Annotated in this window: 10 protein-coding genes; 1 reads left to right on the forward strand and 9 read right to left on the reverse strand. The window is 36.0% G+C overall.

Features of this window, described 5'->3' with window-relative positions:
* Positions 1–97 precede the first annotated feature (97 nt).
* The 3 genes from ACFS6I_RS05455 to ACFS6I_RS05465 form a co-directional block, all read right to left on the reverse strand.
* On the reverse strand, positions 98–2,542 hold the full coding sequence (locus ACFS6I_RS05455) for an ABC transporter permease (RefSeq protein ID WP_380918680.1): 2,445 nt from the start codon (positions 2,540–2,542) through the stop codon (positions 98–100).
* A 242-nt stretch (positions 2,543–2,784) separates the two neighbouring features.
* A complete protein-coding gene (locus ACFS6I_RS05460) occupies positions 2,785–3,006 on the reverse strand; it encodes a helix-turn-helix domain-containing protein (protein WP_031289462.1) in 222 nt (73 codons plus the stop codon).
* A 346-nt stretch (positions 3,007–3,352) separates the two neighbouring features.
* The gene (locus ACFS6I_RS05465; RefSeq protein WP_380918682.1) at positions 3,353–5,794 is read right to left on the reverse strand and encodes an ABC transporter permease; all 2,442 of its coding nucleotides are present in this window, start codon (positions 5,792–5,794) and stop codon (positions 3,353–3,355) included.
* A gap of 510 nt (positions 5,795–6,304) precedes the next feature.
* Between ACFS6I_RS05465 and ACFS6I_RS05470 the strand changes: the two genes are divergently transcribed.
* Positions 6,305–6,976: a hypothetical protein gene (locus ACFS6I_RS05470; protein ID WP_132843702.1), complete on the forward strand. Its 672-nt coding sequence runs from the start codon at positions 6,305–6,307 to the stop codon at positions 6,974–6,976.
* Positions 6,977–7,101: 125 nt separating this feature from the next.
* Here ACFS6I_RS05470 and ACFS6I_RS05475 read toward each other — a convergent pair whose 3' ends face one another.
* From ACFS6I_RS05475 to ACFS6I_RS05500, 6 genes are all read right to left on the reverse strand, one after another.
* A complete protein-coding gene (locus ACFS6I_RS05475) occupies positions 7,102–9,507 on the reverse strand; it encodes an ABC transporter permease (RefSeq protein WP_380918684.1) in 2,406 nt (801 codons plus the stop codon).
* A 71-nt stretch (positions 9,508–9,578) separates the two neighbouring features.
* A complete protein-coding gene (locus ACFS6I_RS05480; RefSeq protein ID WP_380918686.1) occupies positions 9,579–11,963 on the reverse strand; it encodes an ABC transporter permease in 2,385 nt (794 codons plus the stop codon).
* A 39-nt stretch (positions 11,964–12,002) separates the two neighbouring features.
* Entirely contained in the window at positions 12,003–14,381 is a 2,379-nt protein-coding gene (locus ACFS6I_RS05485; protein ID WP_380918688.1) for an ABC transporter permease, read from the reverse strand.
* A 40-nt stretch (positions 14,382–14,421) separates the two neighbouring features.
* Positions 14,422–16,812 (reverse strand): ABC transporter permease, encoded by a 2,391-nt coding sequence (locus ACFS6I_RS05490; RefSeq protein WP_380918690.1) that lies wholly within the window; start codon positions 16,810–16,812, stop codon positions 14,422–14,424.
* Between the two features lie 63 nt (positions 16,813–16,875).
* Positions 16,876–19,236, reverse strand: a complete 2,361-nt coding sequence (locus ACFS6I_RS05495; RefSeq protein ID WP_380918692.1) for an ABC transporter permease — start codon at positions 19,234–19,236, stop codon at positions 16,876–16,878.
* 164 nt (positions 19,237–19,400) lie between these two features.
* Entirely contained in the window at positions 19,401–21,764 is a 2,364-nt protein-coding gene (locus tag ACFS6I_RS05500) for an ABC transporter permease (protein WP_380918694.1), read from the reverse strand.
* Between the last annotated feature and the right edge of the window lie 38 nt (positions 21,765–21,802).

Consider the following 21,802-nt stretch of genomic DNA (forward strand, 5'->3'; position numbering starts at 1 on the left):
TTAAAAATTACCTGTTCGCTATTGAACAGTTTACGTTCGGTTTTGAACAATAATGAATCTCAAACCTGCAACAAATACAGCTGGTGATCAGAAAATCCTATTCATTTCTTAAGCTATCCACAGGGTTAGTATGAATTACCTTTAACGTTTGCAAGCTGATTGTTGCCAAAGCAATCAGAATAGCACATCCACCAGCAATAATAAAATATATCCAACCGATGTCGATACGATAATTAAAGTCCGCAAGCCATGTGTTCATGGCCCACCAGCCAATAGGTGTGGCAATGACAATAGAGACAAAGACAAGTTTCATAAAATCTTCCGATAATAATTTCAATAAGCGCATATCACTTGCCCCTAAAACCTTTCTAACACCTATTTCTTTAGTTCGCTGTTGCGTGATATAGGTGACCAGTCCAAAAAGACCAAGTGAAGCGATAAAGATGGCGACAACTGCAAAGCAGGTGAAAATATTTTTTGTTCGCTCCACATCTTGATATAATATTTTAAAACTCTCATCCATAAAGCTATAATTGATCTTTTGATTTGGACTAAACTGATCCCAGACTTTTGCTATCGCATTCAGTGTCTCATCCATATGTTGCGGTTTTACCTTAATAGACAACAATGAAGGGCTATCCCGGAGTACCAGACCAACCGGAGCTGTACCTTCACCTTTGAGCGATTCGAAAATAAAATCATCGACTACCCCTAAAATTGTCCATGTTTCACCATTCGTAATCTTTGTACCGATTGGATTCTTAATTCCCATTTCTTTAACCATCTGTTTGTTAACGATGATTCCCATGCTGTCCGAGGCTATCTGCGCATTGAAGTTGCGGCCTTCAGACATTTCAATTTCAAAAGTAGCCAGATACTCTTGATCGACTCTCCAAAACTGACCCTGAGTTGCAAGATCAAGTTCGCGTCTTCCATCTAGCCAAAAAGCGTTACCATTTCTCTTTGCACCATCTATCGGAACTGGAAGATAGTCGCTAACGGAAATATGACTCACGGAGGGAATGGAAATTAGTTCATTTTTAAATGGACCAAGCTGATCGCCTATTACATTTAGGCCTCGCAGTACAATAACCTGATCCTTGTTAAATCCTAGATCTTTTTGCAGCATGTATTGAATTTGCTGATGACTGATCAATGCCCCAACGATTAAAATAATCGATGTTGAAAATTGAAAAATGACTAAACCATTTCGTAGCAACGAAGGGTTTGCATTGTTAACCAGTTTATTTTTTAATGCCGTGATAGGTCTAAAACCAGAAAGATAAAGTGCTGGATACGTCCCTGCGATGCTCCCGATCAGAATAGTCGACATGAATAAACAAGGTATAAAATACCACGTGAACCACGGAATTTCAATTGATTTATGAGCGATATTATTAAAGACAGGCAGTAATAGGTGAGCGATAAGTAGCGCTAAAAATAGAGAAATAAAGCTATAGCTTAATGCCTCCGTCATAAACTGACTGATTAGACTTTTTCGGTTAGATCCAATTGTTTTTCGGATACCGATTTCTTTTGCTCTAGTCGTGGCATTGGCAGTCGATAAGTTTACAAAATTGATACAAGCTATCAGTAGGATAAACAGAGCCACCGATGCAAAAGTCCACACCATGCGAATATCACCGCGATTTAGTGTCGATACTTGATCATCTTCGATATCAGATGAATGTAAATGAATGTCCAAAGCATTTTGAAGACTGATCTTAATTTGATGGACAATAGGTCCTATTTTTCTTCCCGCTTTTATCAGTTCCGGAATGTAATGGCCAGTGATGTAAATTTTATTAATCTCTTTTTCAACAAGATCTATATTTGCCTGTGGAGTCAGTTTGATATAAATCGTGTAATTATTGCTTGTCCATTTGTTCTGTTCACCAGGGTGAAATGGTTCTCCGGCCAAGGACATAAAGAAACCATATCCAGATAAGGTCGAATTACTGGGAATATCATCGATGACCCCAGTAATGGTAAAAGCCTTTGACTTATTGTTATTGAGATAGATCTGTTGACCAACAGGATTACCCTTAAAGTATTTAAGCGCTTTACTTTTGGTCAGCACTATGGTATTCGGTTTATCTAGAGCATGCTGTAACTGACCATATTGCATCGAGGATGGAAACATATCCAATATGGATTGGTCGATATAGACAAATCCATCATCATAATGACTATCGGGCAAATTATTAATCGATAGCTGATTACTACCTGCTCCTAATTGAGGATTTGGGAGTATTCTACCGGAGGTCTCTATGGCAGGAATTTCCTCTTTTAATGTTTTAGCTCCGGGAGCAGAAAGCGATACCCAGCGATTGATTTTATTTCCCTCTGGAGCTTGGACAATGAGACGATAAACACGATCCATTGACGGATATGACTTGTTGTAACTTATTTCATGTTTGATGTAGAGAACGATCAGTACACAAATTGCAATACTAAAAGCAAATCCGCCAATTTTAATACTGGAATAAAACTTATTCTTTGAAATATTGCGCAGGGCAATTTTAAGGTTATTTACCAACATAACAACAGTATTAATTTACACAGCCATATCCTATCACGATAATAATGTGGCGTAACTTATAGAGACAATTGTGTTGCCAAACAGTTATATTGCTGTTAATGAGTTTATTGTATCTTTTTTTGGTAGGTTGTATTTGTACGGAAATGAACAGTTTCCGTTCGCTTCCGTACAAATACTTTAGTCAGGATCTAAAAACCGATCGGTTATATTGTCATTGGACAGGACAGATCATTTTATTTTTATTATTCAGGTTCCTTCAAGCGTAGGTCTTCACATAATTTAAGCATCATCTCATTTGGATCACTATCCGTTGCCAGAGCAATAAGATACATTTCATCTAACCGCAATTTTGCTGTATCATTCATCGTTAGTTCATTGATACGTGCTTTACTTAGTCCCGTCTTGCGTGCCACCATAGATTTATTGACGGATTTCTTTGCTAAAATCTCTCCAAGTTTTGTCATTATAATACTATTTACTGTCTGCTCATCTGTATAGATAAAAATACAAAATGTTGTATTTAAATATACAATCATTGCGAATATTGCCAGTTATTCGGTTTGTTTGTATAGAATATGTATATAAATAAATTTATAAATGAGAAAAACTTAAAGGAAAAACTGATAATTAAAAAAAACTTATGTTGACAAGAAGGAAAATTTCTACATAAGAAGAATGTACATAATAGACGTTATATTAAAAAATGCCGGCTGTCCATCATCGAACAACCGGCATAACATAAACATATTAATCTCTTAAAAAGAGATTTTAAACAAACACTAAAATCCTTTATTATATTTATTACGAACCTTACTCATCGCGCAGGCTATCTACAGGATTGGTTCGAATAACCTTTAACGTTTGGAAACTGATTGTAATGATAGCAATTAGAATGGCAGAGAAGCCTGCCAATAAAAAGTACAGCCAATTTATTTCGATGCGATAGTTGAAGTCCTGTAGCCATGTATTCATAGACCACCAGGAAATAGGAACAGCAATTACGATAGCGATGAATACTAGTTTGATAAAGTTGCTGGAAAGTAGTTTGATAAGACTAATGCTACTCGCTCCAAGTACTTTTCGGATACCGATTTCTTTTGTACGCTGTTGGGTGATGTATGTAGCAAGGCCAAATAAACCTAATGAGGCAATGAAAATAGCGATAAAGGCAAAGCTTGTAAAAATATTTTTTGTACGCTCAACATCCTGATATAAACTTTCAAAACCTTCATCTAAAAAACTATAATTGATCTTTTGATTGGGCGAAAATTTATCCCAAACTTTAGTAATCTGAGTAAGAGATTGATCTATCTGACCAGTTTTAACTTTTATAGATAAGAGGGAAGGACTGTTTCCAAGAGCTAAAGAAACTGGTCCAGATTCTTCTTTTAACGATTCAAATATAAAATCGTCCACCACTCCAATGATAGTCCAGGACTGACCGTTATTGATTTTGGCACCAATCGGATGTGTGAGTCCCAATTGTTCCACAAGCGTTTTGTTCACAATAGTCGCCGAACTGTCTGAAGCCAATTTGGGATTGAAATTGCGCCCTTCAGACAACCGCAACTCAAATGTGGATAAATAAGTGTCGTCCACAAGCCAAAATTGCGCCCCTCTAGCAAGTTGCACATCTTTTTTATCATCACGCGAGAAACCGTTTCCATTTCGTTTCACACCGTCAATAGGTACTGGAAGGTAGTCTCCCACAGAAACATCAGAAATGTAAGGAAGTGATTTTAATTCATTTTTTAGACTACCTAAATCCTGAGATAAAGTGGTGATGCCACGCACTACAATCACCTGATCTTTACTGAAACCCAGATCTTTGTTTAAAATAAAATTGACCTGTTGATTGGCAATAAATGCACTCACGATTAGAATAATAGAAGTTGCAAATTGAAACGTAACAAGACCATTGCGTAATAAAGAAGTTTTTGGATTAGAATCCTGTTTATTTTTTAATGCTGAAATAGGTTTGAATCCCGATAGATAAAGTGCCGGATAAATACCAGCTAAACTTCCAATAAACAGCAAAGAAACAAGGAGCGTCGGAATAAAATACCAGCTAAATATTGGAATCTCTAAACTTTTATTAGCCAGATTGTTAAATAATGGTAATAAAATCCAAGCTAACAAAAGGCCTATGATCAGTGATATTAAACTATAACAGATAGCTTCGACCATAAACTGACCAATTAAAGATTTTCGGTTTGAGCCAATGGTTTTACGAATACCAATTTCTTTAGCTCTTGTCGCCGCATTTGCGGTAGAAAGATTGATGAAATTGATACAGGCGATCAATAAGATAAAGGCCGCGATAGATGCAAATGCCCATATCATTTTAATATCTCCCCGATTTAAGATCGAGACCTTGTCATCACGGATACCGATTGAGTAAAGATGTATATCAGAAGCATTTTGTAAATACATTTTTACCTGACGAAACCAAGGTTTAATGCTTCCACCTGCTTTTTGCGTCTCAGGGATCAGATGACCATCTATATATACTTTCTGAATAATACTTTGCGTTTGCTTTGGATCACTATTTTCTTTTAGCTTGACATACACAGTATAATTTGTAGCCATCCAATTATTTTGTTCCCCTGGATAAAATGGCTCGCCTGCTAAAGACATGAAAAAAGTATAGCCATACAGTGTCGAATTGCTTGGGATATCATCGATAACAGCGCTAATCGTATAAGCCTTCGATTTATCATTGTTCAGATAAATCTGTTGACCTACAGGATTATCCTTAAAATATTTTGAAGCTTTACTTTTGGTCAGGACGATAGAATTTGGATTATCCAGAGCATGCTCCAATTGTCCATAGATAATGGGCGATGGAAACATTTCCAAAATAGACTGATCCATGTACACAAATCCATCGTCATAATAGTTTTCTGGTCCAGATCCCAATGTTAATTGATTACCTCCAGCTCCAAAAAGCGGATTGGGCAATATCCGACCGGATTGTTCCACTGACGGGACTTCCTCTTTAATTACTTTTGCCGCTGGTGCGGTCAAAGATAAACCTCTCATCACATCATCCCCATCCGGAATTTGTGATACAATACGATAGATCCGGTTTACATCTGGATAAAACTTATTATAGCTCGTCTCATGTTTAATATATAAAACAATAAGGATGCAGATGGCGATACCAAAGGCAAAGCCACCAATCTTAATACTGGAATACAGTTTATTCTTTGTGATATTCCGCCAGGCGATTTTAAGATTATTGATCAACATAATAATTGTTTTTATTTCACAGCGTCCTATCAATATAGTTTTGGACATACATCTGAAAACAATTGCATTGCCAAATGTTTATGTATTTGATTTGTAGTTTTTTAGTTGTTTTTTCTTAGTTGAGGTTTGTACGAAAATGAACAGTTTTCGTTCGTTTTCGTACGAATGCGCTTTAAGATTTTAAAATATTCCTAGGCTATGTCCATTGTAAATATCGATTATGAGATTATTATGTTGATCAAAATTTTTCATTGAGATGTCTATACTAAGTTTGACTATTACTTATCATAAGGTTATTAATGAGTATTTTATCGCAGTTTCTCGAACTATAGTTATTGCTTTACCTATCTACCAAAAATTCGTTGATTTTTGTTGTTATAAAAACATCATATACTATATTATGATGTATAGATAAAATTATAAAATGAATTATTTATCTATATAATTGTTTTGAATTATGCTGGTAATAATGTTTCTTTGTATAGAATAACTATATAAACTTGTTGAATTATGGAAAAGACGGAATTCAAACCAATAATTAAAGTGTACAAGCGCACATGTAGAGAAAAAGAAACATACATTTACTACAGAATGCTTTTGCATCGTATTTCATGTCACCTATCACCTGAAGAAGTATCTTTCCTAATGGGAAAGCCTAATGATTATGTTAAAAAGGTAGAAACTTTTAAGATTAAATCGGTCCTTACTGTGGATCTGTATATCATGCATCTCTCTTTGGAGCTAGAGAGTATGAGTTGGATGTTTCAGATGGGTATTGTTTCTTCAGACAAGGACACAGAGTTCGAACTGCATATTATTAAAATGGAGGATCGTGTTATTTATCAGATGCAGAAGTTTGATGTGGAATCGAATCAAAATGTCATCGAGTTTAAATTAATTGACATTCGGCATGATCTCGATCTGTATAATTCAACAGAGTCGGAATTAAAGGATATTAAGAGCTTAATTGATGAGCAGTTGGTTGCTGGTTATTTTAATGAAGAGAGAACTGGAGCCGAGATTCATAAACTGTGCTGTAGTAAATTAGAAAAATACATAAAACCAAGAAATGTGATGATGACATTACAGCCATTAATTGAACGTAAGGAAGGAATTAGAATAATAAGAAAGAAATCAGATAACTTTTTTGTATTTGCTGTCGATTTAGGAAATAAGGATTGATAAATCAAAATGATGAGCAGAGTAATATTTTAAAAACTTTAAGCCGTAGGAAAACACCAATTATAAACCGCCCACCTCTCAGTCGGCTTACTTTTCTTATTTGCACCTCCTACGGCTTTGTTTTTTTATTCATCCCTTAACTTCTCAATTGGATTGAATTTAGTTGCTCGGTATATAATACCTACAATCAGTGTACCCAGCAATAATGCTAAAAACCCCAATGGGAGCAGGTATGTCACTACGTCGATAACAATACGATTGTTATAATTCTGTAGCCAGACATTCATCATCACATAACTGGCAGGTATAGTTACCAATAAAGCCAGAATAAAAATCAGATAAAATTCCTTCGAAAAAAGTAAAATTAAATGCATCAAAGAAGCACCAAGCACTTTGCGTACACCCACTTCTTTATTACGCAGGTTGATGGATAATGTAATCAACCCGATGATGCCCAAGGCGACGATCAGTAAAGATGCAATAGTTGCAATCTGGGAGGCACGTTGCAATTGCAGTTCTGTTTCATATAATTTTTGGATGCGGTCATCTGTAAATTGATATTCAAACGGTGCATCAGGAAGGAGTTCTTTCCATTTTTTTTCCAAAGCCTCCATAGATGAAGACAAAGAACCATCCTTTAAACGGATACTCAAAAATCGGAATTGTGCAGATCTGGAAATATTGATCCATGCTATTGCCGTAGCTTCATCGTTCATGGAGTTTGGAACGAAGTCTGCTGTTACCCCAGATATCATGACAGGAACGTTAGCTTCTCCAAAACCGATGGTTCGGCCAATAGCCTCTTCCGCCTTTGTAAACCCTAAAGCGAGCAGTGCCTCTTTATTAATGACTACATCAGGATTTTGGTCATTTTGAGAACTGTTAGGATTTAAAAAATGACCCGCTAATAGCGGGATCTGATACGTTTTTGCAAAATAAGAATCAGACATAATGATCTTAGAGTGCACTGTTTTTTCCGATCTGGTATTGAAAAGTGTTTGATTATTACCTCCTATAAAGCCAGGGATCTCATAAGAAAGACTAATGGACTCTATTTGTGGAAGTCTTTGGAACTCATCTCGCGTCGTTTCCATCTTTTTAAGCCCCTGTTCGGTCCAGTCACGAGGTACCTGAACGTTCAATACCGATTCTTTATTATAGCCCAGCTCACCATTTATAAATAGATTAATTTGTTTCGATATAATGATTGTAGCCATTAGTATAATGACAGCGACCGCAAACTGTGTGAAGATGAGTACACGACGAACGGCCTGCTTGCCGTTACCTTGTGTAAACTTATTTTTTACAGACTGTAGAATGTCATTGCCTGAAAGTTTGATTGCTGGATAGATACCTGCTAAAAGACCGACAATACATGCAAATAAGAAAAGTAAAATATAAAAACTAAAAGGTAGTGCTGTCAACGATGGTAACTTGCGCATAAAGATTTCTTCAAAAATAGGACTTAAAAGTACATAAATAGGAAGACTGATCGTGACAGCAATCAGCATGGTTGTCATGTATTCGGCTATCAACTGGGATATGATCTGCGAACGGGAAGAACCCATCATTTTGCGAATCCCGATCTCTTTTAATCGGGTAATGTTTTGACTGATGGTGATATTGATGAAGTTAATGATGGCCATCAACAACACAAAACCCGCAATCCATAATAAAGTAGCAATCATTTTGCGGACAGCCCCCTTGTTGTCATCTAAAAAGTAACTTTTCAAAGGTTTTAAATCTGGGGTATAGTTTGTTGAAAACTCACCATCCGTATTGCGCTTTACCAGATCCTGGATAGGAATAGCGAGTTGCTCAGGCGTAACACCTTTCTGTAGCTCAATAAATGATGCAATATAAGGGTTTTGCCAGTTGTCGATAGATCTTCCAAAATACGATTCACTCGCTATCGGTAAAAAAATATCGGACTTCATGGCGTCATTTAATTGCATGACGGAGTTTTGAGTATTTTCTTTGATTACACCTGTAATGGTGAAGGGTTGTTTATCGCCTTTGAAGTTTTTGATTTCAAGTGTTTGACCCAAAACATCTATTTTTCCAAAATACTTTTGAGCAGCTTTTTCGGTGATGACCACAGTGAAAGGCTTCGTTAATGCAGTTGTTGAATTTCCAGCAAAGATCTCAAAACCAAACATATCCAGTAATGTCGGATCGCCTAAAACTGTCCCTTCTTCAAATATCTGCTCGCCATGAGAGACAATACAGGTCAAACCGTCGATGCGGTAATAATTTGCCACCAATTGTGGATACTCTTCTTTTAAAGCTTTTGGCAAAGCACCAATACTTGTTAGTGGGATGCCGAAACCTTCTTTCTTATAATTACTTTGTAATATATATTGTTGCTCTTTGTTGCGAAGTTCACTATTGACCTGATGCACTTCCCAAACATATGCGCCGACCAGTATGACGAAAGTAATACTGCAGATCAAACCCAAAAGATTGATTAAACTTTCATACTTACGTTTTATGATATTGCGCCAGGCGATTTTGATATTATTCTTTAACATAGCTATATTTTTTACCGCAGCGCTAAGCTTCGGGTTTGATTACCTTATTTTGGGTTTATTAATCGCGTTATTTATTCATCCCGTAAACTGTCTACCGGATTTGCCCGCGCGGCTTTGAAAGATTGAAAGCTGATTACCAATAACGTAATCATGACTCCAAAGAGCAACGCTGAAGCAAAAATCCACCATGTCAGCTCAATTCGGAATGGAAAATCTTCCAGCCATCTATTCATCAAAGAAAAGGCAATAGGCGTAGCTATTATACCAGAAATGATCATCCATTTAACGAAATCTTGCGTCAATAATTGAATAATTCCTGCTATAGAAGAGCCAAGAACTTTTCGGATACCAATTTCTTTGGTTCGCTTCAGAATAGTGATCGATAACAATCCTAAAAAGCCCATAGTGCTTATGATAACAGAAACGACCGCAGCGATCCAAATCAGTTTTTCAGTTAGTGTTTCTTTTGCATACAAATTAGCGATTTGTTCATCATAAAATTTGTATTCAAATATTTCCTTAGGGTACCAATCCCTCCATTGCTGTTCAAATTCATGTATAAATTGCTGTGGATTTGTACCATTAAACTTGATGGCTATATTTTTTAAACGCCCCGCATTATAACCGATAACTGTCGGCGCTATACCTTCCTTTAGAGAGTTTGTACTAAAATCAGCTACAACACCAACAATTTTTCCGATGCTTTCTTCATTTAATCCTCCCGCGTTAAGGCTTTTTCCTAAGATATCATATGGGTTCTTATATCCGAGGTCCCTAGCCATTTTTTGATTGATCAAAAACTCTGGATTCTTGGGGTTATCATTAAAATTATGTCCAGCGATAAGTTTGATATTAAACGTTTTAATATATGAAGAGTCAGCAATAGCATAACGGGCAGGCCATTTTTCCCAATCTGACCGATCATCAAATTGAATAGTTCCTCCCCAAACTTTATCATTTGCTGGCGGATTATCACAAAAACTAAATGAGGTAATGTCAGGCCGTTTCGCAAGGAAATGCTTAATTTTTTCTTTGCTGGCAAACATTTCTTTTTTCATAGGAAAAAGGAATACCTGCTCGCGCTCAAATCCCAGATCCGTATTTTTAAGATAATGGACTTGAAGAATGATCACTAAGGTTGCGATCAGAAGTACCATCGCGATTACATTTTGCAAAATAATGAAAGACTTTCTGGTGAAACTCCATGGACCCATTGTCAGTTTTTTTAGAGCATCTTGGATAGGTGTCCTATTGACGAAAAGTAAAGGATAAACACTAGTCAGAAGAGCCGTGCAGATCCAGGTCAATCCGACAATACTAATCAGTGAACTAAAAGAAAGAATTGCTATAGGTTCATCTTGAAAAAGATATCCATTACTCCAGTTTAGGAAAATGCTTAATAAAATGAGTGCAAAAATAGTGGACAGAAAGGTCAATATTAAAGTCTCTAATAAAAACTGGTAAAAGAGTTGTTTCTTTGAGCTCCCTAAAATTTTTCTTACCCCCATTTCAACACTACGGTTCATTTGTTGCGCAAAAAGAATATTGCTATAATTCACGATTGCCATGATACTAATGCCAAGGGCAATAATTGACAATATCTGTAGTAGGGATTTTTGGGTACCTTTTCCATAGTCTTTATCAAAATGAAAATCGGTTAACGGAAGCAGTTTATAGGAATAATATTCTAGTACACTTTTATCATAATATTTTCCGACAAGCTCATGGATGGTTTTTTCTACCTGAACCTTATTTTCATTATTCCTTAAAGTCAATAAAATATTGTTGTTCGTATTTGTATAACCCCAATTATGAAAATAATCATCCTTGGTATCGATCTTAAAAAGTGTCGGAATCGATTTTAAGGAAAAGTAAACTTCCGATCTAAAGTCAGAATTTTTTCCACTATCATCGATAATACCAATAACTTTTATAGGAAACTCACCCTCAACTAGGATCGTTTTTCCTATTGCATTTTCATCTCCGAAATAAAGCTTAGCTGTAGATACAGTAAGCGCGACAGTATTAGGTGCATCTAAGTCTTTAGGATTTCCCTGTTTCCAAGGGAAATCAAGCATATTAAAGTAATTTGAAGAAGCAAAAGCTGCTTTTCCATCTGTTTTGAACTGTTTATCTTCGATTCCTATAGTGAAATCTTTTTTGTCAATATATAAAGCAGTTTTCTCGATCTGTGGCATTTCTTTCGAAATGGCTTCAAACATGGCAAATGATCCTCCTTTTTCATGCTCAACCTGCTCCAGCTTAAGATCGTAAACAACCATGTAAGTCCGATCTTTTTGATGATGAAATTGATCGTAGCTAAGCTGATAGCTATTGTAAATGTAAATGAACAAACCACATGCAATCGCTAATCCTAAACCAATAATTGTCAGAATTGAATAGTACCGGTGCTTTACGAGCTGCCTAAATGCTGTTTTAAAAAATAACTGAATCATTTACTTGTTCTAAATTATTTAAAATATCTATTAAGGCTGTTATTCATCACGTAGACTATTGACAGGATTTGAAAGAGCGGCTTTGATCGCTTGGTAACTAATCGTTGCCAAACTGATCAGAATAGCCATAAGACCTGCAATAGCAAAATAATGCCATTGAATTTCAATGCGGTAACTATAATCTTTCAACCAGTCATTCATTGTCCACCATGCTATCGGTGATGCGATAAGAATTGCTATAAGGACCAATTTTAGAAAATCTAAAGAGAGCAAAGATGTTAATTGCCCAACAGATGCTCCCAATACCTTCCTAACAGCAATTTCCTTCATCCGTGTCTCTGCCATATAGGCGATTAGGGCAAATAAGCCCAAACAGGAAATGAAGATTGTTAATCCAGCAAAAAGCATGGAAATTGTGCCAATAGATTGTGTTTCCTTAAATTTAGCTTCAAAATTTTTATCAATAAATTTATAATCAAATGGGTAGTCAGCATTGTATTTCTTGAAGATAGATTCTATAGTTTTTAAATTAACAGCAGTACTATTCTTTGGATTCAATCGATAATGTATAGTTGTAAACCAGGATCTAGGACCAAATACCACCATAGGAATAATTTCATCAAATGGAGATTCCACGATAAAATCTTTGATTATACCGACCACAGTCCAATCTCTTCCATCGCCTTTAATGATTTGCCCTAAGGGGTTTTTTAACCGCATTTTGCGAACAGCAGTTTCTGTTAAAAGCATTGCATTGCTATCGGTCTTATACTTATATACATCAATATCACGTCCCGACATAAGTACGAATCCCAGGTTTTTTACTGCATCAGCATCGGTGCTGAAACGATTGAAAGATATTTTTTTATCACTTTCGGTACTACTAGACCAGGAAAAACCCCATCCATTACTATAGCGATCGGTAACAGGAGACATATTTTTAGATACAGAAAGTACAGCATTGCTAGCCAGCAATTCATTACGTAACGTTAGATAATTTTTGTCTAATTCTCCTGAAAAACGGGTCGTTAATAAGCCATTGTCATTATAACCCCGATCCCGATCTTTCGTATACTGGATCTGTTGAAATATGATAATAGTTGCTATAGTCAGAATGATAGCGATCGAAAATTGAAGAATAACCAAAAAAGAACGTACATTGGGGCCTTTATTGTAGGTATTCAACTTTCCCTTAAGCGTTTTCAACGGTTTAAAAGAGGAAAGGAAAAATGCAGGATAGCTACCCGCTAAAACCCCTGTGATAACCGAGAAAATAATTAAAAAGAACCAGGTACTACCGGAGAGTAAAGAAATATGAAGATTTTTCTCTACAAGATTATTAAATGCAGGTAGAACCAATATCACACAGATGATGGCCAATATCATAGCCCCAAAACTGATTAAGATACTTTCTACAATAAACTGTAACATGAGGCTTTTGCGACCAGCGCCTACAACCTTGCGGACACCAACTTCTTTGGCTCTTCTTTCGGAGCGGGCTGTACTCAGATTCATAAAGTTAATACAGGCGACTAACAAGATAAATGCTCCAATCCAAGAGAATAAATGTACCAGTTGAATACGACCGGCCGTATATGACCCATTGATGCTTTTATTATATAAGTAGGTATCTTTATAGGGAAAAGCAAAGATCTCATTCGTGGACTTGATTTCATTGTTACCTACATTGATATGATTTTGGCTCACGAGTTTTATTTTATCATTGAACTCCTGTAAGGATGTTCCCTCCTTCAGTAAAATATAGGTATAAGTAGAGTTGTTGGACCAGTTTTCGTCAACAAACCCTAATTTCTTAGCAAAGTCCCATGATAAGAGATAATCAAATTGAATACTGCTATAACTTGTTGGATCTTTAATTATGGCCTGAACTGTTACCAAGTTATTGGATTCGACTTTTATAGATTTTCCTATAGGATCCTCATCTCCAAAAAGAGATTTCGCAAATTTCTCAGTGATGACGACTGAATTTGCATCTTTCAAAAGGTTCGTTTTGTCACCTTTGAGTAAGGGATAGCTGAACATGTTGAAAAATCCGGGATCAACAAAACCGGCATTGGAAACCAATTTTTTATCGCCATAAGTTGTCAAGAATTTATTACCGTCTTCTATACGGCTAAAACTTTCAATTTCAGGATAATCACTTTTTAAAATAGGACCCATTATTTTGGGAGTATTGGTCCATGCCTGCATCTCACCTTGATAAAGATCGTGATTACTGATGATAAAGAGCCTATCACTTTTCTCGTGAAACCGATCCATACTCAGCATATTTTGCAACCATAGCGCAATAAGCAAAGCTCCGGCCATACCAATAGCCAATCCAATGATGTTGATGCTAGAGAAAGCCTTATTTTTCAATAAATTACGCCATGCGATTTTGATATAGTTCTTTATCATCGTTATCGTATAAAGTAGTCAATTTTTTTAATACAGTAAATTATTCATCCCGTAAACAATCAATTGGATTGACCATAGCAGCACGGACAGTCTGGTAACTTATTGTTAAGAACGAGATGAGTAAAGCACTGCCACCGGCAAGTATAAAGATCCACCAGTCAAGTTCAATATGATAAGCAAAATTGTCTAGCCATTTATGCATTGCAAACCAGCCAAAAGGAATGCTAATAGCGAGCGCAATAACTACTAACCTGAGGAAATCTACACTTAATAAGCTAACAATTTTTATAACAGATGCACCAACAATTTTCCGGATTCCAATCTCTTTCATTCTTTGTTGCACCGTATAGGTCGAAAGTGCAAATAATCCCATACACGCAATGGAGATGGTAATAAATGAAAAGAGTTGCATCGCTCGCGTTGTCTGTTGATCCTGTAGATAAAGTTGATTAAAGTCGTCATTTAAAAAATGATAGTCATAATTGTTTTTCGTAGCGATCTCTTTTACGATCGTTTTGATCTGATTCAATGCGTCTTGTGTAGGAACTCCAGCATGCAGCTTAATAAAGATATTTCCGAAATAACCATATTCAGGAAAGAGCACAACAGGAGTGATTTCATTATGTAAAGATTTAAAATTAAAGCTTTCAACCACTTGTTTTACAGTGCCCTTGCGACCATTTAAATTTATTTTCTTACCGATCGCATCTTTAGGAGTCCAGCCCATAGCAGTTGCAGCTAGCGTATTAATAATAAAACTATTCTCCGGAGCGACGGTATCTCGTGCTCTTAAGATGTCCGTATCCGATAGGGAAGAACCAGCAATAGATTTAATGTTGAACACGGATACAAAGTCTTTTTCAATAGGAATAGCAGTGACATCAATAGAGAAATCTGGAGCCTGTCCTTCTACTTCATTAATCGTATAGCCCCCCTGAATATTAACCGGACTATCATAAGATGCCGTTACGCCTTTAACACTGTTTAATTGACTTAGCTTATCCTTTAGCAATTGACGCTCTTTATCCTGCCATCCTCGGCCATCGAGCACCAATATATCTGAACGATCCAGTCCTGTATTTTTAGATTGAATAAATTCCATTTGTTGACCAGCAAATAATGTACAGATGATAAAAAATATGGAAATACAAAATTGGAACACAATCAGCACTTTACTCAAGGATATCCCTGTCTGTTTTTCGATCAGTTTACTTCTGAATATTGAAATCGGTTTTGAACTCGAAATCGAGTAGGCAGGCCAACCACCTGCAAGTAGTGACAGGATAATAAAGAAAGCTAATATTGCTATATAAAAGATAGGTTTGTTCCAAAAGTTGATCTGCATTTCTACTCCCATAAAATGACCGAATAGAGGTAACAGTAACCATGTTGCCACTAAGCTTATAATTAAGGATATCAAAATCATTAAGCTACATTCGAAGAGAAACTGAAAGAATATTGTTTTTCGTCCTGCACCCAGTACCTTCTTTACACCGATCTCTTTTTTGCGCTCAATTGCATTTGCAAGAATCAAATTGGTGAAATTAATGCAAGTCAAGACGATAAGAGCAATACCCAAAGCCATTAAAATATAAACATAGAGGATATTTCCTGTACCTGCAGTTTTTGAGTGCAAATGAATATCACTTAATTTTTCTACTTTAAAACCGAATTCATATCCCTGTTTAATAGACTCACTAAATTTGTCCTTAACCAGATTATCCAGTTTAAGTTGCACCGATTGAAAGCTTTGATCAGTTTTTAATAATCCTATAGTAATATCGTTAGCTGAATTCCATGAAGCTTCTTTATAGCGTGCTAGACCTTGGTTAGAGAGAATGGCAGAAAATCTGAACTGCGTATTACTTGGCATATCGGCTATTACCCCAGATACCTTCCAGTTCACTTTATCAATAATCAATGTTTTATTTATAGCCGATTCATTTGGAAAATATTTTTTAGCTAAGGTTTCTGTCAATACAATTTGATTAGGCTCATCCAATACATGTTTTTTGTTTCCCTCAATAAAATCATAATCTAAGATTTCAAAGATGTTTTTATCTGCATAAATCAGCTTATTTTCCTTTAAAGATTGATTTCCAATATCAACTAATCCACCTTGTATATACGGATATAAACGACTGGCCTGCTCAACTTCGGGAAAATCAGATTGTAAAGTCTGTTGTAGACCTGTTGGCGTAGTACTGGATGAAACCATTTCTGGGCTATTTGGAGCCTTGTATGATAGGCTGAAATACGCAATGCGATCTGCATGGGATAAAAAACGTTCATAACTGAATTCATGGTATATGTAAGTAGCTAATAACAAAAAGCAGGTTATTCCAATCGTTAATCCTGACATGTTCAACAGTGAAAACCCTTTATTCTTTCGAATATTCCGCCATGCGATTTTAATATAGTTTCGTATCATTTTTTATGCTTTAGAGCTTTTTCCATTAATTCATTCAGATAACGCTACAGTAAGTGTATGTTATTATTCATCGCGTAATGTTTTAACAGGATTTGTATTTGCAGCTCTGATCGCTTGTGTACTCACCGTAATAATCGCAACTGTCAATGCGGCAATCCCCGCTAAAGCAAAGATCCACCATTGAATCTCGATGCGGTAAGAAAAATCCTGCAACCATTTATTCATGGTCCACCAGGCAATTGGTGAAGCAATTAAAATGGCAATAAGAACCAGCTTCACAAAATCTCTCGAGAGCAAAGCTGTTATACCTGTGACAGAAGCACCCAATACTTTGCGGATACCAATTTCTTTCGTTCTCAATTCCGCAATGTATGATACCAGTCCAAATAATCCAAGGCAAGATATAAAAATGGCTAATGCGGAGAATATGAGTGCTAATTGAGCTGTTTGTTGTTGCTCTTTAAACTTTGCCACAAATTGCTGATCAACAAATTTGTATTCAAAAGGGTATGCCGGATTGAATTTTTTGAGTACCTGCTCCATTTGTTTCAAGCTCTGTTCGATAGGTACAGATGCAGGAGTACGAACAACCATATTTAACATCCACTCTTTTGCAGGGTGAATAAGAAGTGGAGTAACGGGGCTGTATGGAGATCCGCTGATGTAATCATTGATAACTCCTATAATCGTAAAGGTGTTACTTCCCCATTTCAGGATGCTGCCGATAGGGTTTTTTAATTTCATTTCTTTGATAGCAGCCTCATTTACGAGTACCGACATACTATCAGAAGCCAATCGCTCGAAGTCAATATCACGACCTTCGATCAATTTTAATCCCAGAGTTTTAACAAAGTCACTTTCGGCTTTTCCAATATTAAATACGATTTTTTTCCCTTGTTCAGGGGTAGATCCTTCCCATGAAAAATTACCGCTTGAGTTTGATGCATTTCGGGTAATCGACCATCCGGTACGGGTCACAGCTTGTGCAATATCCTTATTGATCAATTCAGATTTGATAACTTCATAATTTTTTGTCATATCACCTTCCATCGGAATTTCGATCAGTTGTGAAGGTGAGTAACCAACATCACGTTTTCCTGCGTATTCAATCTGTTTATTGACGATCAAGGTTGCAATAATCAAGATTAAGGCGATTCCAAATTGGAAAACAACTAATACTTCACGGAAATTGAGCGCAAATCTTTTGGACTTTCCAAATACTTTCAATGATTTAATGGGTTTAAATGCCGATAACACAAATGCAGGGTATAAACCTGCTAATATTCCTGTAAACAGAATAAACCCGAGAAGAGAAGCCCAGATGATAGGATCTGTCATCGAAAAAACTAAAGGTTTATCCAAAACTTTATTAAATAACGGTAATGCTAAAGAAGTTATTCCTATGGCAAGTATTCCTGCAATACAAGATAGTAGGACCGACTCTGTTAAAAATTGTATAATCAAACTGCTGCGTTGGGCGCCAACCACTTTACGTACCGCGACTTCTTTTGCTCGCTTTTGACTGCGTGCAGTGCTTAAATTAATGAAATTAATACAAGCGATCACTAATATCAAAAATCCAAGACCAGCGACAAGTTTAACTTGGGTAATTTTACCACCAACTGGGACGCCTTGTTCAAATTTGGAGTACAAGTGCATTTTGGATAGCGGATATAAATAGAGTGAACCTTTTTGGTCATTATTCGTCTTCTTTGCAATGATATTGATTAGTTTTTTATTGAAGGCATCTACATCTGTACCATCTTTCAGCTGGATGTAGGTCATGAATGTAATCGTGCTCCAGTTTGGAGAATATTGATCTCCTTGCGTTAAGGGAATCAGATAAGTAAAATCAAAATCTGTATTGCTAGGTAAATCTGCGATGACGCCAGAAACTTGATAAGGTTCTTTGTTATCCAATGTAATCGTTTTGTTCAAAGGATCCGCATCCCCAAATATTTTTTTTGAGAGACGTTCTGTTAGGATAATGTTTTTTGGATCGCTAAGTACTTGATTTCTTTCGCCTTTTAAAAGTTTAAAGTCAAACATCTCTATAAAAGATGGATCGACTTCATTACCCTTAGATTTAATTTTCTTATCATCGAAGGATAATAATCTGTCCGTACTCCAATACACACGAGCAGCATGCTCTACCTCAGGATATTCAGCTTTTAAAGTAGATGAAGCAGGTCCGGATGTGATGTTGATCAAATTGATTTCCCCTTCCTCGTCATATTTGTTCCAGAGTCTATATAGATTATCTTTATTGCTATAGAAATTGTCAAATTGTGATTGATTCTGTATCCAGATGCCTATTAACAATACAGCTGCCATTCCAATAGCTAAGCCAATAATGTTGATCGTTGCATATCCCTTACTTTTCAAAAGATTGCGCCATGCTATTTTAATATAGTTCCGTATCATTTGTTTAAACTTTAGACTCGTATTTTTTTGCCACTTTTTAAGTTCAATCCATAAGCCAATGTTTTAAATATCTTTAAATCAATTGCTTGTGTGTTTTTTAAGATTTGTATAACTGTACGCTTTCGAACACCTATCGTTCGTAAGCGTACATGTTATGAGGGTGCTTATTCATTCCGTAGTGTATCAATAGGATTTGATAAAGCGACTTTAATAGCCTGATAACTTACGGTGATCACCGTAATGAAAAGCGCTAAACCTCCCGTGACAGCAAAAATGGACCAGTTTATAGTAATACGGTAAACATAATTTTCTAACCATTTTTCCATAAAAAGATAAGCGAGTGGTGCTGCTATCATAAAACCGATAAAAGTAAGCCAGATATATTCCGTTGAAAGTAACTTCCATAAACCGAGTTCAGATGCCCCTAGTACTTTGCGGATACCAATTTCTTTTTCTCGTTGTTCAGTTAAGAATGAAACAAGGGCATAAAGTCCTAAACAGGAAATCAATATTGCAAGACCGGTAAATAAACTGGTCAAACTCCGAATCATTTCCATCTGCTTAAATTGCTTACCATAATCTTGATCTGTAAATGTGTATTCAAATACCAGATTCGGATCTATAGCAGAAAATTTCTCACCGATATTCTTTAGTGTTTGACTTTGATTTTCGCCATCTTTTAAACGAAGTGTAATTTTGTTTTTAGGAAGGAAATCAAGAAAATAAACCGTTGGTGTGATTGATTTGAAAGGAGATTCTGAGATCGTATTCTGGATCACCCCAAGGATATTATAGGTCTTGCCACGTTTAGTAATCTGTTTGCTATTGAGTGTGGTCAATCCCATAAATTTAGCTGCGGCTGCATTCACCACAACACCAGAAGAATCAGTCTTGAAATCTTTGGAAAAATTTCGACCTTTTAGAAAAGTCCATTGAACAGTATTAGCAAAATTTTCATCTACAGTAGAAATACCCATTATCGACCCCTCTATACGATCGTTACCTTCCCAAATAAATCCTCCTCCTGAAAGTCCCAGACTATTAATAAAATTGGATGATAGTGTAGCATCCTGAATAAGTCCTTCGCTTTCTAAAGCCCGCTTGAGGACTTCAAAATTTTTGCTAATTTCTGGACTAACGCTCAAAACATTCACTAAATTACGACTGTCATAACCGATTGGTCTATCTTTGACATGGTATAATTGCTGTATAACCAGATAGGTTGCAATCATCATAAATATGGAAATAGCAAACTGTATGATCACCATGATTTTACGTGGTTGAAATCTACTTTTGTTAACCTGTAGTTTTCCTTTGAGAGCAAGGATAGGATTGAATGAAGAAAGAAACAACGAAGGATAGATTCCTGCAAGTATTCCCAGTAGCAAGATACTTGCTATGGATATACAGTAAAATGCAGCATTATTCCATGGAAGCTCGAGATGCGCTTGTGTAAGACTATTGATCCAAGGTAATAAGAGTAGTGTAAATATTAATGAAAACAGATAAGCAATGCCAACAGCGCATATCGATTCCATTAAAAAACTTTTAATAAGTTGTTTTCGACTGACACCAATAGATTTAAGAATACCAATTTCCTTACCTCTTTTAAGACTCCTTGCGGTACTGAGATTAATAAAGTTGATAGAGGCTAACGAAAGAATTAGGAGACTTATTAAGGCGAACATCCAGACATATTGAATCTGTCCACCATTATTCTTCCCATTTTTAAAAGACTCATATAGATGCCATTTTTCCATTGGATGCAAGAGTATCTCTGGGTTGATATCGGTAAGCTTTGTTTTGAAAAATTTTGTCAATTTTGCTTCTAGAGACGGTATGAGGGCACTGTTGTAAACCTGTACATAAGTATCAAAATAACAATTATTCCATCTGTCTGCCACACCCTCATTTTTTTGTAAATATGAAGTAAAAGGTAGAATATAGTCTAATCCATAAAAAGTGCTGTTTTTAGGTAAATTTGCATATACACCTTGTACTTGGTACTGCTCTTTTCCGTTCAACTGTACAATTTTTCCGATCGCATTTTCAGTACCAAATAAACGCTCAGCTAGTGATTGGGAGATAATAAATGTATTCGCTTTAGTAGGAGTTGAGATCTCTCCCTGTATGTGTTCAAAACTAAAAATTTCGCTAAATTTCCCTAAAGTATAAAAGCCTTTGGCACTGAGTTTTTTATCTCCAACTTTGAAACTCGTGTTTTCTAAAGCAGTTGCTAATGCGACCTGTTCAACCTCATTATGATAATCAGATTCGATCAGTTTTGCCAATGGAATAGGAGTAGATGCATCTGTTAATACCTCATCATTGAAAGTGCCCGTAATCATCACCTGATAGATACTTTCGTAATGCTTAAAGTTCTTATCAAATGAGAATTGTTTCCAGATCCAAAGTATACTCAGTAATGCAACAGTAAATCCGAATGCTAGACCGGTTATATTGATAATTCCACTTAATGGATTACGTTTTATATTGCGTAAAAAAGTTTTAAAAAATAGCTTTATCATAATTTTAATCCATTATTTTATTTAGCAATCTCTTTTTT

This window comes from Sphingobacterium anhuiense, from assembly GCF_042686355.1.
GTDB lineage: Bacteria > Bacteroidota > Bacteroidia > Sphingobacteriales > Sphingobacteriaceae > Sphingobacterium > Sphingobacterium anhuiense.

Excerpts from the sequence above, each read along its gene's own strand:
- ACFS6I_RS05470 (WP_132843702.1), top strand. The coding sequence starts at position 6,305 with ATGGAAAAGACGGAATTCAAACCAATAATTAAAGTGTACAAGCGCACA.
- ACFS6I_RS05480 (WP_380918686.1), bottom strand. The coding sequence starts at position 11,963 with ATGATTCAGTTATTTTTTAAAACAGCATTTAGGCAGCTCGTAAAGCAC.
- ACFS6I_RS05490 (WP_380918690.1), bottom strand. The coding sequence starts at position 16,812 with ATGATACGAAACTATATTAAAATCGCATGGCGGAATATTCGAAAGAAT.
- ACFS6I_RS05475 (WP_380918684.1), bottom strand. The coding sequence starts at position 9,507 with ATGTTAAAGAATAATATCAAAATCGCCTGGCGCAATATCATAAAACGT.
- ACFS6I_RS05495 (WP_380918692.1), bottom strand. The coding sequence starts at position 19,236 with ATGATACGGAACTATATTAAAATAGCATGGCGCAATCTTTTGAAAAGT.
- ACFS6I_RS05500 (WP_380918694.1), bottom strand. The coding sequence starts at position 21,764 with ATGATAAAGCTATTTTTTAAAACTTTTTTACGCAATATAAAACGTAAT.
- ACFS6I_RS05460 (WP_031289462.1), bottom strand. The coding sequence starts at position 3,006 with ATGACAAAACTTGGAGAGATTTTAGCAAAGAAATCCGTCAATAAATCT.
- ACFS6I_RS05465 (WP_380918682.1), bottom strand. The coding sequence starts at position 5,794 with ATGTTGATCAATAATCTTAAAATCGCCTGGCGGAATATCACAAAGAAT.
- ACFS6I_RS05485 (WP_380918688.1), bottom strand. The coding sequence starts at position 14,381 with ATGATAAAGAACTATATCAAAATCGCATGGCGTAATTTATTGAAAAAT.
- ACFS6I_RS05455 (WP_380918680.1), bottom strand. The coding sequence starts at position 2,542 with ATGTTGGTAAATAACCTTAAAATTGCCCTGCGCAATATTTCAAAGAAT.